The following is a 15,083-nucleotide window of genomic DNA, read 5'->3' as shown; positions in this document are numbered from 1 at the left end:
GAGTTTGATATGATGATTAGCCTGATTGCGGCCCTGGCGGCCGATCGCGTAATTGGTATGGAAAACGCCATGCCATGGCACCTGCCTGCTGACCTGGCGTGGTTTAAACGCCAGACGCTGAACAAGCCGGTGGTGATGGGGCGGCGTACCTGGGAGTCGATTGGACGCCCGCTGCCAGGACGGCTGAATATTGTAATTAGCAGTAAACCTGGCGATGCCGATGGTGTGACCTGGGTGAGCTCGATTGACGAAGCGCTGCAGGTAGCAGGCGACGTGGAAGAACTGATGGTGATCGGCGGCGGACGGATCTACGAGCAGCTGCTGCCGCGTGCCGATCGTCTCTATCTGACCCACATTGACGCGGAAGTGGAAGGGGATACCCATTTCCCGGACTATGAGCCGGATGAGTGGCAGTCAACCTTTAGCGAATTTCACGACGCCGACGACAAGAACTCCCACAGCTTCTGCTTTGAGATCCTCGATCGCCGCTAAGTCGTCACGCTGCTGACATCTTCGGCTTCTATCATGGCGCGACATCCACTACGGAGCGCGCCATGTCTGTTTCTGCTGCACTGAATCGCGATCGCCTGCGTGACCCGGCCCGCCGGGAACTCTCTCTTTCAGAAAGCCACCCGCCGGTGCTGTTCCAGCCGGGCGCGCTGTGGAGTATTCCCTTTGATACCCTGACACCGGCAGAGCGGGCGGCGAACGGCGCCGCAGACGATCACAGTGCCGGGGTGACTTCCCGGTTAGAGGGCTGAACAAAGACCTGCCTGTCTTCCCAGCGCAGCAGGGTCAGGGTGCCGCCCCAGCAACAACCGGTATCGAGGCCGATGACGTTATCCGGCGTGCCTTTCCCTTCCAGCGACGCCCAGTGACCGAAGATCACCGTGTAGTCAGCGGGCAACAGGCCGGGCACGTTAAACCAGGGCTTCAGCGGCGGTGGCGCATTTTCCGGCGACTCTTTGCTGATCATGTCCAGCTGCCCGGCGGGGAAGCAGAAGCGCATGCGGGTCAGTGCGTTGGTGCTGAAGCGCAGGCGCGCCAGACCGCTGAGCGCCGGTGACCAGTTGTTCGGCATATCGCCGTACATCGCATCCAGGAACAGCGGATAGGTGTCGCTGCTCAGTACTGCCTCGACTTCGCGGGCACACAGTTTTGCGGTGTCAATATCCCACTGCGGGGTGATACCGGCGTGCGCCATCACCAGTTTTTTCTCTTCATCCACCTGCAGCAGCGGCTGGCGGCGCAGCCAGTTGATCAGCTCGTCGGCATCGTCGGCCTCCAGCAGCGGCGTCAGGCGATCCTTCGGTTTATTGCGGCTGATGCCGGCGTACACCGCCAGCAGATGCAGATCGTGATTGCCCAGCACGATGCGCACGCTGTCGCCGAGCGAGCGCACATAACGCAGCACGTCCAGCGAGGCCGGCCCACGGGCCACCAGATCGCCGGTCAGCCACAGCTCGTCCTGCGCCGGATCGAAATCCACCTGCGCCAGCAGCATTTTCAGCTCGTCGTAGCAACCGTGAATATCGCCGATAAGATAAGTGCTCATGCTTTCTGTCCTGAAAAGGGGGTTACCGTGATCGCGTGGCCGGCAGCTCAGGATTGCTTAGCCACTGGTCCGGGTCAGGATAACCGCGGCGCGCCTGGCGCGCGCAAAAAAAAATGCGCTTTGCCCGTGAGGAGCAAAGCGCTGGATGAGGGGTGACTCAGTGAATGTGGCTGACAACCGCCAGCCGGAACACCGGAATGTCCACCAGCAGCGTCTCGCCGTCGGCGTCAACCATGCGGTAATGCCCCTGCATGGTGCCCATCGGGGTTTCGAGTATCGCACCGCTGGTGTACTGGAACTCATCGCCAGGGGCGATGTGCGGCTGTTCGCCGATCACCCCTTCACCCTGGACTTCGGTTTCACGGCCGTTGCCGTTGGTGATTAGCCAGTAGCGGCCGATCAGCTGCACCGGGATACGCCCCAGATTACGGATGGTGACGGTGTACGCAAACACATAACGGTCTTCTTCGGGCGCAGACTGCGACGCAATGTAGACGCTTTGTACATGGACACAAACACGGGGCGTATCGTTCATGCTCAGTTCTCCTGAGGAGGCTGCTGCTGAGGGTGCGCGGTCAGCCAGTTCGCCAGCTGGCAGTACTGCGCCACGGTAATGTTCTCAGCGCGCAGCGTCGGGTCAATGTTCATTTCGGCCAGAGCTTCGGCAGAGAACAGGTGGCCGAGGCTGTTACGCAGGGTTTTACGGCGTTTACCAAAGGCTTCGGTGGTGATGCGGCTCAACGCGCGGATATCCTGTACCGGGTGCGGGATCTCCGCGTAAGGCATCAGGCGCACCACCGCAGAATCGACCTTCGGTGCCGGGGTGAAGGACTCCGGCGGTACTTCCAGCACCGGGATCACCTGGCAGTAGTACTGTGCCATTACGGTCAGGCGGCCATAGGCTTTGCTGCCAGGGCCGGCGACCAGACGATTAACCACTTCTTTCTGCAGCATAAAGTGCATATCTTTGATCGCGCCGACGTAGCTGAACAGGTGGAACATCAGCGGGGTCGAAATATTGTACGGCAGGTTGCCGAACACGCGCAGCGGCTGGCCTTTTTCCGCAGACAGCGCCGCAAAATCAAAGGTCATCGCATCCTGCTGGAAAATGGTCAGCTTCGGGCCGAGGAACGGATGCGTCTGCAGGCGTGCTGCCAGATCGCGGTCCAGTTCGACCACCGTCATTTCATCAATGCGCTCACCCACCGGCTCGGTGAGTGCACCGAGGCCAGGGCCGATCTCAACAATCGCCTCGCCGCGCTGTGGGTGAATGGCGTTGACAATACTGTCGATAATATACTGATCGTTAAGGAAGTTCTGTCCAAAACGTTTGCGGGCGAAGTGGCCCTGGTGAACGCGATTATTCATTACTGCTCTTAATCATGGTGATGGCGAGGTTAAGCGCCGTTTTGAAGCTGCCCGCATCGGCCTGACCCGTAGCCGCCAGTTCAAGGGCGGTGCCGTGGTCGACGGACGTGCGGATAAATGGCAGACCGAGGGTGATATTCACCGCGCGGCCAAAGCCCTGATATTTTAGCACCGGCAGGCCCTGATCGTGATACATCGCCAGCACCGCATCGGCGTGCTGCAGATATTTCGGCTGGAACAGGGTGTCCGCGGGGAGTGGCCCGGTCAGGTTGATGCCCTGCTGGCGCAGTTCGTCCAGCGCCGGGGTAATGGTATCAATCTCTTCCCGCCCCATATGGCCGCCTTCACCCGCGTGCGGGTTCAGCCCACACACCAGAATGTGCGGGCTTGCAAGGCCGAACTTGCTCTGCAGATCGGCGTTAAGGATGGTGATCACTTCATGCAGGCTGTCACGGGTGATGGCGTCGGCCACGTCTTTCAGCGGCAGATGGGTGGTGGCCAGCGCCACCCGCAGCTCTTCGGTGGCCAGCATCATCACCACGCGCTCGCACCCGGCGCGTTCGGCGAAGAACTCGGTGTGGCCGCTGAACGGAATGCCCGCGTCGTTGATCACCCCTTTGTGCACCGGTCCGGTAACCAGCGCGGCAAATTCGCCGTTCAGGCAACCGTCGCAGGCGCGCGCCAGCGAGGCCAGCACGTAGTGACTGTTATCCACGCTGAGTTCACCGGCCACCGCGTGGCTGGCCAGCGGCAGCGGCAGCACGGTCAGTGAACCGGCGTCCTGCGGGCGGGCCGTCGCGCTGGCATCATATTCGCGTAGTTCCAGCGGCAAACGCAGCGCTGCCGCGCGGGTGCGCAGCAGCTCGGGATCGGCACAGACTACCAGCTCAACCGGCCACGCCTGTTGCGCCAGGACGACGATCAGATCGGGCCCAATCCCGGCGGGTTCGCCGGGAGTGACCACCACGCGCAGGTTACTGAGCGCTGCCATCGAGGATCTTCACATAGGCGGCGGCACGCTGTTCCTGCATCCAGGTCTGCGCTTCTTCCGAGAATTTACGGTTGAACAGCAGGCGGTAGGCGCGCTCTTTCTTCGCGGAGTCGGTCTTATCAACCTGGCGGGTATCCAGCAGCTGAATCAGGTGCCAGCCGAACGAGGAGTGAACCGGGGCGCTGGTCTGGCCCTTGTTCAGGCGCAGCAGTGCGTCGCGGAACGCCGGATCGTAGGCTTCCGGGGAGCTCCAGCCAAGATCACCGCCCTGGTTGGCGGAACCCGGGTCCTGCGACAGCTGTTTGGCCGCATCGGCAAAGCTGATTCGACCGCTCTTAATATCGGCAGCGGTTTCCAGCAGCTTCTGGCGCGCCTGGTCATCGGTCATGATCGGTGACGGCTTTAGCAGGATATGGCGGGCGTGCACTTCGGTAACCGAAACGCTCTGGTTTTCACCGCGCACGTCGTTAACTTTCAGGATATGGAAGCCGACGCCTGAGCGGATCGGGCCAACGATGTCGCCTTTTTTGGCGGTCACCAGCGCCTGCGCAAACAGCGACGGCAGCTCCTGCAGTTTGCCCCAGCCCATGTTGCCGCCTTTCAGCGCCTGCGGATCGGCGGAATAGGTGATCGCCAGCTTGCCGAAATCGGCACCGCTTTTGCTCTCCTGCACCAGCTGTTTGGCCAGGGTTTCCTGGTCGTCAACCTGCTGCTGCGTTGGGTTTTCCGGCAGCGGCAGCAGAATGTGGCTGATGTTCAGCTCGGTACCGGCATCGTTCTGCGCGGCCATCTGGTTTGAGAGGGAGTCCACTTCCTGCGGCAGGATGGTGACGCGGCGGCGCACTTCATTATTACGCACTTCCGAGGTCAGCATCTCTTTGCGGATCTGCTCGCGGTAGGTGGCGTAGTTCATGCCGTCATACGCCAGGCGGCTGCGCAGCTGATCGACGCTCATTTTGTTCTGTGCGGCGATGTTGCCGATCGCCTGATCCAGCTGCGCGTCGCTAATCTGGATGCCGGCCTGTCTGCCCATCTGCAGCATGATGTTATCCATCACCAGACGTTCGACAATCTGGTGACGCAACGTTTTATCATCCGGCAGCTGCTGCCCGGACTGCTGCGCCTGGCCTTTGACCGACTGCATCATGCCGTCGACGTCACTCTCCAGCACCACGCCGTTATTTACCACGGCGGCGACCTTATCAACAACCTGCGGGGCTGCGAACGCGGTGTTGGCCGTTAAGGCGGCACCGAGGATCAGCATTCTCCAGTTCTTCATACTTTTTCCATTCTTCCTATCCGCACTGCGGGAGTGGTCTGTTAACTGTGCCAACATCAGAAGCCGCGCTGGTAAGGCAGAATGCCCTGGCGCAGCATTTGACCGGTCCCTAAGCCGTAGCTCGGGCTGAGGCCACGCAGTTCAATGTTGAACGAGACTTTGTTGTCGTACTTACTGTTATCGTTTTCCCAGCCGGTGATTTTACGCTCATAACCGAGGCGAATGGCATAACAGCAGGAGCTGTACTGCACGCCCAGCAGCTGGTCAGCGGGCTGGTTGGCTTTGGTATCGTAATACCAGGCCCCGACCACTGACCATGCGTCGGCGACAGGCCAGCTGGCGGTGGCACCCACCTGCGAGATCCCCTTCTGATACAGCGGATTAGTGATCTGCGTCAGCGTCTGCTGAATGTACTCTTCACTGGTGTAACGGTAGTTCAACTGCACCATGCGGTCTGCATCACGGCGCCACTCCAGCACGGCGTTACCCTGCGAGACGTTGTCCAGACGGGTGTCATACTGCAGGCCACCACGTGCTGCCCAGTTGTCGCTAATCTTCCAGTAGGTATCGCCCGCCCATACCAGGCTGCCACGGTCATCGTCATCGGTGGTGTTCAGGCCGGTACGAGCCGGCGTGAACGAGTAGATTTGACCCACGGAAGCGTTAAAACGTTCAACCAGATCGTTATCAAAAATGCGCGTGGTGACGCCGCTGGTCAGCTGATTAGCCGAGGCGATGCGATCCAGGCCGCTGTAGGTGCGGTCGCGGAACAGGCCGGTATAGTCGGTCTGCAGCAGCGTGGAGTCATAGGCGCGGATCATACTCTGATCGCGGTACGGCACGTACAGGTACTGCAGGCGCGGCTCCAGCGTCTGGGTATAGCCCGGCGACCAGTTCATATCGCGGTCAAACACCATCTTGCCGTCAACCTTCAACTGCGGCATCACGCGGTTAACGTTGTCTTTCAGCTGGTTGGTTTTGCCAGTATCGTAGGTGCTGTTGTAGTACTCAATGCCGTCCTGCTGGTAGTGTGTTGCCAACAGTTTCGCTTCGGTGTTCAGACTGCCCCAGCCATTTGACACCGGCAGGTTGATGGTCGGCTCCAGGTGGAGACGGGTGGCGTCCGGCAGGCGTTCGTTGACGTTGGTAAACTTCACCGCCTGCGCATACAGATGGGTGTCAAAGGGGCCGACGTCGTTCTGGTACCAGTTGATATCCAGCTGCGGTTCGGCGCGATACACGTCGTTATTGGCGTTGGTCGAGAAGATCTGGAACTGCTTGGTCGACAGCGTGGCGTCCCAGTTGGTATCTGCATAGCCAATACTGAATTTTTGCGTCACATAGCCGTCGGTGGTCGAGCCGTAGGTCGAGTCCAGGTCGGTAAAGTAGTAGGGATCGCTGACTTTGGTGTAGTCGGCATTGAAGCGCCAGTGCTGCTCGTAGATCCCCGAATGGTTCCAGTAGAACAGCCAGCGGTTGGAGTCTTTATCGTCCTCGTGCTCGTTGTTATACACTTTATCCGATGCCATATAGTCGAACTCCATCAGGCCGGCACCGACGCCGGTCAGATAGCGGAATTCGTTCTGCCACTGCATGCCGCGGCGGCTGATGTAGTGCGGCGTCAGCGTGGCGTCGGCCTGCGGCGCAATGTTCCAGTAGTACGGCAGCATAAACTCAAAGCCGCTGTTGCTACCGTATTTGGCGTTGGGGATCAGGAAGCCCGAGCGGCGCTTATCGCCGACCGGCAGCTGCAGGTACGGGCTGTAAAACACCGGCACCGGGCCGATTTTAAAGCGTGCGTTCCAGATCTCGGCCAGCTGCTCCTGGCGATCGTGAATAATTTCGGAACCGACCACGCTCCAGCTGTTCTGCCCTGGCAGGCAGGAGGTGAAGGAGCCGTTTTCCAGAATGGTGTAGCGGTTATCACCGCGCAGCTTCATCTGGTCAGCGTTACCGCGCCCCTGGCGGCCGACCATCTGATAGTCGCCATTCCACACGTTGGTGTCTTTGGTGTTCAGGTTAGACCAGGCTTTCGGCCCTTTCAGGATCACCTGGTTATCGTCGTAGTGGACGTTGCCCAGCGCGTCGACGGTACGGGTGGGTTCGCTTTTACCCGGCAGCATCTTCTGATGCAGCTGCACCTCGTCGGACTGCAGGCGGCTGTTACCCTGGCGGATATCCACATCGCCGCTAAAGACCGCATTATCCGGGTAATTACCCTGCGATTTGTCGGAATTGATGGTTATCGGCAGTTGGTTGGTGTTTTTCCCTTCTACCAGCGGACGGTTATAGGAAGGCACCCCGAGCATACACTGGGATGCGAGGTCATCGGCCAGGCCCTGCTGGCTGTACAGCGCTGAGCCGATCAGGGTGGCCAGCAACGTAGGTAGTCTATTTTTCATACGCGGTATCGAAAATTCCGTGATCACTGGCATCATGCCGACAAACGGTCAGAGACTAACGCACTCAAGGAGGTTGCGCCAGTCATATACACGTCATCCTTCACGCTGCCTCTGCGTTGGCTGCTCTCGCTCACCCCAGTCACAGAGCCATCTCTGCTCCCGGGGATTCACTCGTTTGCCGCCTTGATGCAGTGTGAATGATTTAGTGTATACCCACATTTCAGGCTACAGCTGCTGGCCGCTATAACCGGTGAGGTATCTTCTGGTTGTTTGACCGCGTTGCCAATAGGCTATGAGATGAATGACAGGTATGATAATGCAAATTGTAGCCTTGAGCATGGCGAATTGAGGAGTATATGCGCTATTGGGGAAAAGTATTGGGACTTGTGCTGGGTTTATTGTCCGGCGCGGGCTTCTGGGGCGTAGTTTTTGGCCTGCTGGTCGGCCATCTGGTTGATAAAGCGCGTTCAACGCGGCGTCAGGGTTATTTTGCCAACCAGCAAACCCGTCAGGCGCTGTTTTTCAGCACCACCTTCCAGGTGATGGGGCATCTGACCAAATCGAAAGGCCGGGTCACGGATGCCGATATCCAGATGGCATCGCTGCTGATGGACCGCATGCAAATGCAGGGCGCCAGCCGTACCGCAGCCCAGCAGGCGTTCCGTGAAGGTAAAGAGGGTGACTACCCGCTGCGCGAAAAATTGCGTGAGCTGCGCAGCGCCTGCTTTGGTCGCTTCGATCTGATTCGCATGTTTCTGGAGATCCAGATTCAGGCGGCGTTTGCCGACGGCTCGCTGCACCCCAACGAGCGCCAGGTGCTGTATGTGATCGCCGAAGAGCTGGGGATCTCCCGTCATCAGTTCTATCGGTTCCTGCGCATGATGGAAGGCGGCCAGCAGTTTGGCGGCGGCGGGTACGGTTATCAGGGTGGCCACTCCTCACAGGGCGGGTACACCGGAGCGCAGCGCGGCCCAACGCTTGATGATGCCTGTAACGTACTGGGGGTGAAGAGCAGCGATGATGCCACCACCATCAAGCGTGCCTACCGTAAGCTGATGAGCGAGCACCATCCGGATAAGCTGGTGGCGAAAGGCCTGCCGCCGCAGATGATGGAGATGGCCAAGCAGAAAGCGCAGGAGATTCAGGCCGCTTACGACCTGATCAAGCGCGAGAAGGGCTTTAAGTAAAAAAACGGGCTTACGGCGAGTGCCGTCAGCCCGTGTTATCGCGACGTGGTGCCAACCCTGCCTCCGCCCGCTGCGCCCTTCGGCCGGGGGGAACAGCAGATTAAAACGCCGCCGGCTGGCGAAAGGTCATCGGCGTGCCGTACTGCGGATGGGTGATGCTCAGGCTTTCGGCGTGCAGCTGCAGACGGGGCGCCATCGCTAACGCCTCATCGTGGGCATAGAAACGATCGCCGAGAATCGGGTGCCCCAGCGCCAGCATATGCACGCGCAGCTGGTGCGAGCGACCGGTGATCGGCTTCAGCTGCACCCGCGCCCAGTTCTCTGCCACCTCCAGCACCTGATACTCCGTCTGCGCCGACTTACCGGTTTCAAAACAGACCTTCTGCTTTGGCCGGTTCGGCCAGTCACAAATCAGCGGCAGGTCCACCAGCCCTTTTTCCGGCTGCGGCACCCCCCACACGCGGGCGACGTAGGTTTTCTGCGGCTCACGCTCGCGGAACTGGCGCTTCAGCTCACGCTCCGCCGCTTTGTTCAGCGCCACCACCATCACGCCGCTGGTCGCCATATCCAGCCTGTGCACCGACTCCGCCGCCGGGAAGTCACGCTGGACGCGCGTCATTATGCTGTCCTTGTGCTCCTCCAGACGTCCGGGTACGGAGAGCAGCCCGCTGGGTTTGTTGACCACCATAATGTGCTCATCCTGGTAGAGAATATGCAGCCAGGGTTCGGACGGCGGGTTGTAAGGTTCCATCATAAGCATCTCGCAAAGTGCCGGAGAGGGGCAGGGTGCAGACCATCGCGGGACGATGGCAGGCACCCTGCTGAGGGGATTACTGGTGAGCGACCACGATAAGACGCAGCGCATCCAGGCGCCAGCCGGCATCATCCAGGCTGGCCAGCACCTGCTCGCGGTTGCTTTCCAGCGCGTCAATCTCATCCTGACGGATGTTCGGGTTGACGGCGCTCAGCGCCTGCAGGCGGGAAAGCTCCGCACCCAGCTTATCGCTGGCTTCCGCACGGGCGGCATCGATCAGCTTACGCGCTTCCACCGCCGCCGGCTCCTCGGACAGCTTGATAATCTCATGCACGTCCTGCTGCACCGCGTTGACCAGCTTGCTGCCGGTGTGGCGGTTGATGGCGTTCAGCTGGCGGTTAAAGCTTTCAAACTCCACTTTGGCCGCCAGGTTATTGCCGTTACGGTCGACCAGCATGCGCACCGGGGTTGGCGGCAGGAAGCGGGTCAGCTGCAGGTGCTTCGGCGCCTGCGCTTCCACCACCCAGACCAGCTCCAGCAGCAGCGTGCCGGCCGGCAGCGCCTTGTTTTTCAGCAGCGACAGCGCGCAGCTGCCGGTGTCGCCGGAGAGGATCAGATCCAGACCGTTGCGGATGATCGGGTGCTCCCAGCTGACGTACTGCGCGTCTTCACGCGACAGCGCCTGGTTACGGTCGAAGGTGATGGTGCAGCCATCTTCCGGCAGGCCCGGGAAGTCCGGCACCAGCATATGGTCGCCGGGGGTCAGCACGATCAGGTTATCGCTGCGGTCTTCCTGGTTAATGCCGACGATATCGAACAGGTTGAGCGCGAAGTTCACCAGCTCGATGTCGTTATCCTGTTCGGCGATCTGTGCGGCCAGCGCCTGCGCCTTCTCGCCGCCGTTGGAGTTGAGCTCCAGCAGACGGTCGCGGCCCTGTTCCAGCTGCGCCTTCAACCCGTCATGCTGTTTGCGGCAGCCGGCGATAAACTCTGCCAGCCCTTCGCTGTTTTCCGGCGCGGCGAGGTACGCGATCAGCTGTGCATAGACGCTGTCATAGACGGTACGGCCGGTCGGGCAGGTGTGTTCGAAGGCGTCCAGCCCTTCGTGGAACCACTGCACCAGCACCGCCTGCGCGGTACGTTCCAGATACGGCACGTGGATCTGAATATCGTGCATCTGGCCGATACGGTCCAGACGGCCGATACGCTGCTCCAGCAGGTCCGGGTTAAACGGCAGGTCGAACATCACCAGCTGGCTGGCGAACTGGAAGTTGCGGCCTTCGGAGCCGATCTCCGAACAGAGCAGCACCTGGGCACCGTCCTCTTCAGAGGCGAACCACGCGGCGGCGCGGTCACGCTCGATAATCGACAGCCCTTCATGGAACACGGCGGCACGGATCGCTTCGCGCTCGCGCAGCACCTGCTCCAGCTGCAGCGCGGTGGCCGCCTTGGCGCAGATCACCAGCACTTTCTTGTCGCGGTTGCTGGTCAGGAAGCCGAGCAGCCACTCAACGCGCGGGTCGAAGTTCCACCAGGTGCCGCTGTCGCCTTCAAATTCCTGATAAATCTGCTCCGGATAGAGCATATCGCGCGCGCGCTCGTCGGCAGATTTGCGGGCGCTCATGATGCCGGAGACCTTAATCGCGGTCTGGTACTGGGTCGGCAGCGGCAGGCGGATCTGGTGCAGTTCGCGTTTCGGGAAGCCCTTTACGCCGCCGCGGGTGTTACGGAACAGCACGCGGCTGGTGCCGTGGCGATCCATCAGCATGCTGATCAGCTCCTGACGGGCCTCCAGCTTGCCTTCACGATCGCTGTTGGCCACCTGCAGCAGCGGCTCGATATCCTGCTCGCCCATCAGGTCGTTCAGCAGGTTCAGCTCGTCGTTGCTGATGGTTTTATCGGCCAGCAGCATCGATACCGCGTCGGCGATCGGCTGGAAGTGCTTCTGCTCTTCAACAAAGGCCGCGAAATCGTGGAAGCGGTCCGGATCCAGCAGGCGCAGGCGGGCAAAGTGGCTCTCCAGACCCAGCTGTTCCGGGGTGGCGGTCAGCAGCAGAACGCCGGGAATATTTTCCGCCAGCTGTTCAATCACCTGATACTCGCGGCTCGGTGCCTCTTCCGACCACACCAGGTGGTGGGCTTCATCGACCACCATCAGGTCCCACTCGGCGTCGGCCAGCTTCTCCAGGCGCTGCTTGTTGCGGCGTACGAAGTCCAGCGAACAGATAATCATCTGCTCGGTTTCAAACGGGTTGTCGCTATCGTGCTGCGCTTCGGCGTAGCGGTCGTCATCAAACAGCGCAAAGCGCAGGTTGAAGCGGCGCAGCATCTCAACCAGCCACTGGTGCTGCAGGGTTTCCGGCACCACGATCAGAATACGCTCGGCGCGGCCGGCCAGCAGCTGCTGGTGGATGATCATCCCGGCTTCAATGGTTTTACCCAGACCCACTTCATCGGCCAGCAGCACGCGCGGCGCGTGGCGGCGGCCAACGTCGTGTGCGATGTGCAGCTGGTGCGGGATCAGGCTGGTGCGCATGCCGCGCAGGCCGCTGATCGGCAGGCGGTACTGCTCGCTCTGATATTTGCGCGCGCGGAAGCGCAGCGCAAAACGGTCCATGCGGTCAAGCTGGCCGGCGAACAGGCGATCCTGCGGCTTGCCAAACACCAGCTTGCTGTCGAGCATCACTTCCCGCAGGCGTACCCCGGTCTCGCCGGTGTCGGTGCGGGTGCCGAAATAGCTGACCACGCCGTTGTCGGTTTGTACTTCGTCAACGATGAGCTGCCAGCCTTCGTGGCTGGTGACGGTATCGCCCGGGTTAAACACCACGCGGGTGATCGGCGAATCATTTCTGGAGTAGAGACGGTTTTCACCGGTGGCAGGGAACATCACCGTGACCATGCGGGTATCCACCGCAACCACGGTTCCTAATCCCAGCTCGCTTTCCGTATCGCTTATCCAGCGTTGACCAAGTGTAAAAGGCATATAATATTCGGCTCGATTGTCGTCAGTTTATTGCAGGCAATAGTGTTACGACCCGGCAGAGGCTGCCCGGTAGTCGTTTCAGAACGTTTATTTTAAGGAAGGGCGCTATGGTACTGGAAGGCGGCCCTTTCGTCACCTGTCAAAACAGGCCCAGCTGCCCGGTTATCAGTCTGGCAAAGTCATCCTGCACAAAGGGCAGGATGCCATCCGCCACCGGCTGCAGCTGGCGGGAGACATAGTGATCGTAGTCCAGCGGCGTGCTGCGCACCTCCAGCGGCTCGGGGCCGGAGGTGGCCATCACGTAGCGGATTTTGCCGCCGTTCTGGTAGAGCAGCGGCCTTTCGAGCTTCTGATGATACTCATCGGCGATGCGCGCGGCGCGCACGTGCGGTGGTACGTTACGCTGGTAGTCGCCGAGCGGGCGACGCAGCCGCTTGCTGTACACCAGCAGGTCGTCCAGTTCGCCGTTCAGCAGCCGTGCCACGGTGTCGCGGATATAGTCCTGCCAGGGCTGGCCGGTAAAAATTTTCAGGTACAGCGCCTGCTGGAACTGCTGCGCCAGCGGGGTCCAGTCGGTGCGGACCGTCTCCAGCCCTTTAAACACCATACGTTCACCGCCGTCGGTGCGGATCAGTCCGGCGTAGCGTTTCTTGCTGCCCTGTTCGGCACCGCGGATGGTTGGCATCAGAAAGCGGCTGAAATGAGTTTCATATTCCAGCTCCAGCGCGCTCTCAAGATCGAATTCGGTTTTCAGATGCTGCCGCCACCAGTCGTTAACCTTCGCCACCAGCCGCTGGCCGATCGCCGCCGCCGTCGCCTCGTCGTGGGGCGACTTCAGCCAGACAAAGGTGGAGTCGGTATCGCCGTAAATCACGTCATAGCCTTCCGCCTCGATCAGTTCGCGGGTCTGCAGCATGATCTCGTGGCCGCGCAGGGTGATCGACGAGGCGAGGCGCGGATCGAAGAAGCGGCAGGCGCTGGTGCCGAGCACGCCGTAGAAGGCGTTCATAATGATCTTCAGCGCCTGCGACAGCGGCTTGTTGCCGGCGCGCTTGGCCGCGTCGCGCCCCTGCCAGATCTGGCTGACGATCTCCGGCAGGCAGTGGCGGCTGCGCGAGAAGCGCGCGTGGCGGAAACCGGCCACCGAATCGGCGTCGTCCGGGTGCGCCAGCCCCTCCACCAGGCCGACCGGGTCGATCAGGAAGGTGCGGATAATCGCCGGATACAGGCTCTTGTAGTCGAGCACCAGCACCGAGTCGTACAGGCCGGGGCGCGAGTCCATCACGTAGCCGCCGGGGCTGGCTTCCGACGCCAGCTCGCCCATATTCGGCGCGACGTAGCCGGCGCGGTGCATGCGCGGCAAATAAAGGTGGCTGAACGCCGCCACCGAACCGCCGTGGCGATCCACCGCCAGGCCGTTGACCGAGGCGCGCTCCAGCAGAAACGGCATCAGCTCGGTGTGCTGGAAAATGCGCGTCACCAGCTCGCAGTCTTTCAGGTTGTAGTGCGCCAGCGCCGGTTTGTCTTCGGCGAAGCGCTGGTTGATCTCCTCCATGCGCTGCCACGGGTTGCCGATCGCCTTGCCTTCCCCCAGCAGCTCGCGGGAGACCGCCTCCAGGCTGAAGGAGTCAAAGTTCCAGAACGCCGACTTTAGCGCTTCAATGCCGTCGATAATCAGCCGACCGCTGGCCTGAGCGAAGAACACGCCGGGCTTAAAGCCGTGCTCGCGCCACTCCAGCGCCGGATGATGGCCGCGCCCCAGTCGCAGCGGGATGCCGTAGCGGTCGGCGTGCTTCTGCAGCACCCTTAAGTCGAACTGCACTACGTTCCAGCCGATCAGCACGTCCGGATCGTGTTCGGCAAACCAGGCGTTCAGGCGCTCCAGCAGGGCGGGACGGCTGCTCAGGTACTCAAGATTAAAGTCCAGCCGGCTGGCATCGCCGTTCGGCGGCCCGAGCATAAAGACATCGCGCCGCCCGCAGCCCTCCAGGCCAATGCAGTAAAGTTCGCCGTGACGGGTGGTTTCAATATCCAGCGACACCCACTTCAGCGGCGGGCGGTAATCGGGGTGCGGCTTGAGCCGCGCGTCGGTCAGACGGTTGCCGTCCGGCCTGCCGCTGAACCACACCGGCGCGGTGATAAAACGCTCCATCAGGTAGCGCTCCGGCGGGCGGATATCGGCCTCGTATACGGTGATGTCGTTTTCGCGCAGCAGTTTCTCCAGCTTCATCAGCTGGCGCTGCTGGCGACAGTAGAGGCCGGCCACCGGCCGCTGGCGGAAGTCTTTCAGCGTCAGCGGGGCGAAACGCCAGTCGCGTTCGTTCGCCAGCAGGCGCTCCGCCGCCGCCTGCTGTTCTACCGGCACAAAGGCTACCGACTCCTGCGCAGGCAGCACCACCTGCTGCGGACCGGCGTCGGTGGCCAGCCACAGCGTCACTTCGCTGCCGGCCGGCGTGTCCCGCCAGTGGCGGGTTAACAGAAATCCTGCGCGTGGGTCGTTCACACTGCCTCCGGGACGCATAATGCTGTAATAATAGCATGTTTATATATACAGTGGTTGTTTC

The 15,083-nt window shown here is 60.9% G+C and carries 12 protein-coding genes; 3 read left to right on the top strand and 9 right to left on the bottom strand.

What is annotated here, in order from left to right:
* The first annotated feature begins 9 nt into the window (after positions 1-9).
* Together folA and GKQ23_RS20215 are read left to right on the top strand one after the other, a co-directional pair.
* Complete coding sequence (gene folA / locus GKQ23_RS20220) at positions 10-492, top strand: type 3 dihydrofolate reductase (RefSeq protein ID WP_056235916.1); 483 nt, start codon at positions 10-12, stop codon at positions 490-492.
* Positions 493-554: 62 nt separating this feature from the next.
* Entirely contained in the window at positions 555-761 is a 207-nt protein-coding gene (locus tag GKQ23_RS20215) for a hypothetical protein (protein ID WP_212409279.1), read from the top strand.
* On the opposite strand, the gene apaH is transcribed toward GKQ23_RS20215, so the two are convergent.
* The 6 genes from apaH to lptD all read right to left on the bottom strand — a co-directional run bounded on the left by apaH (position 725) and on the right by lptD (position 7,631).
* Positions 725-1,555, bottom strand: coding sequence for a bis(5'-nucleosyl)-tetraphosphatase (symmetrical) ApaH (apaH, locus tag GKQ23_RS20210; RefSeq protein ID WP_101505421.1), 831 nt, complete (start codon positions 1,553-1,555; stop codon positions 725-727). The genes GKQ23_RS20215 and apaH overlap by 37 nt on opposite strands.
* Positions 1,556-1,712: 157 nt before the next feature.
* On the bottom strand, positions 1,713-2,090 hold the full coding sequence (gene apaG / locus GKQ23_RS20205; RefSeq protein WP_056235922.1) for a Co2+/Mg2+ efflux protein ApaG: 378 nt from the start codon (positions 2,088-2,090) through the stop codon (positions 1,713-1,715).
* Between the two features lie 2 nt (positions 2,091-2,092).
* A complete protein-coding gene (gene rsmA / locus GKQ23_RS20200; protein WP_056235925.1) occupies positions 2,093-2,923 on the bottom strand; it encodes a 16S rRNA (adenine(1518)-N(6)/adenine(1519)-N(6))-dimethyltransferase RsmA in 831 nt (276 codons plus the stop codon).
* Positions 2,916-3,914: a 4-hydroxythreonine-4-phosphate dehydrogenase PdxA gene (gene pdxA / locus GKQ23_RS20195; RefSeq protein ID WP_212409278.1), complete on the bottom strand. Its 999-nt coding sequence runs from the start codon at positions 3,912-3,914 to the stop codon at positions 2,916-2,918. The genes rsmA and pdxA overlap by 8 nt, the downstream gene beginning before the upstream one ends.
* Positions 3,898-5,193 carry a peptidylprolyl isomerase SurA gene (gene surA / locus GKQ23_RS20190; protein WP_212409277.1) on the bottom strand — a complete coding sequence of 432 codons (1,296 nt, stop codon included), beginning with the start codon at positions 5,191-5,193 and terminating at the stop codon, positions 3,898-3,900. The genes pdxA and surA overlap by 17 nt, the downstream gene beginning before the upstream one ends.
* A gap of 56 nt (positions 5,194-5,249) precedes the next feature.
* Positions 5,250-7,631, bottom strand: a complete 2,382-nt coding sequence (gene lptD / locus GKQ23_RS20185) for an LPS assembly protein LptD (RefSeq protein ID WP_212409276.1) — start codon at positions 7,629-7,631, stop codon at positions 5,250-5,252.
* 320 nt (positions 7,632-7,951) lie between these two features.
* Between lptD and djlA the strand changes: the two genes are divergently transcribed.
* Positions 7,952-8,782 (top strand): co-chaperone DjlA, encoded by an 831-nt coding sequence (gene djlA, locus GKQ23_RS20180; RefSeq protein WP_212409275.1) that lies wholly within the window; start codon positions 7,952-7,954, stop codon positions 8,780-8,782.
* 100 nt (positions 8,783-8,882) lie between these two features.
* Here the strand turns inward: djlA and rluA are convergent, their stop codons facing one another.
* The 3 genes from rluA to polB form a co-directional block, all read right to left on the bottom strand.
* Positions 8,883-9,542, bottom strand: coding sequence for a bifunctional tRNA pseudouridine(32) synthase/23S rRNA pseudouridine(746) synthase RluA (rluA, locus tag GKQ23_RS20175; protein ID WP_212409274.1), 660 nt, complete (start codon positions 9,540-9,542; stop codon positions 8,883-8,885).
* A gap of 70 nt (positions 9,543-9,612) precedes the next feature.
* Positions 9,613-12,519 (bottom strand): RNA polymerase-associated protein RapA, encoded by a 2,907-nt coding sequence (rapA, locus tag GKQ23_RS20170; protein WP_101505417.1) that lies wholly within the window; start codon positions 12,517-12,519, stop codon positions 9,613-9,615.
* A 139-nt stretch (positions 12,520-12,658) separates the two neighbouring features.
* Positions 12,659-15,022 (bottom strand): DNA polymerase II, encoded by a 2,364-nt coding sequence (polB, locus tag GKQ23_RS20165; protein WP_212409273.1) that lies wholly within the window; start codon positions 15,020-15,022, stop codon positions 12,659-12,661.
* Positions 15,023-15,083: the final 61 nt, after the last annotated feature.

Origin of the sequence: Erwinia sp. E602 (genome assembly GCF_018141005.1) — a bacterium.
In the GTDB taxonomy this organism is placed as follows: Bacteria; Pseudomonadota; Gammaproteobacteria; order Enterobacterales; family Enterobacteriaceae; genus Erwinia.
This window is presented reverse-complemented; position numbering and strand designations above follow the sequence as displayed.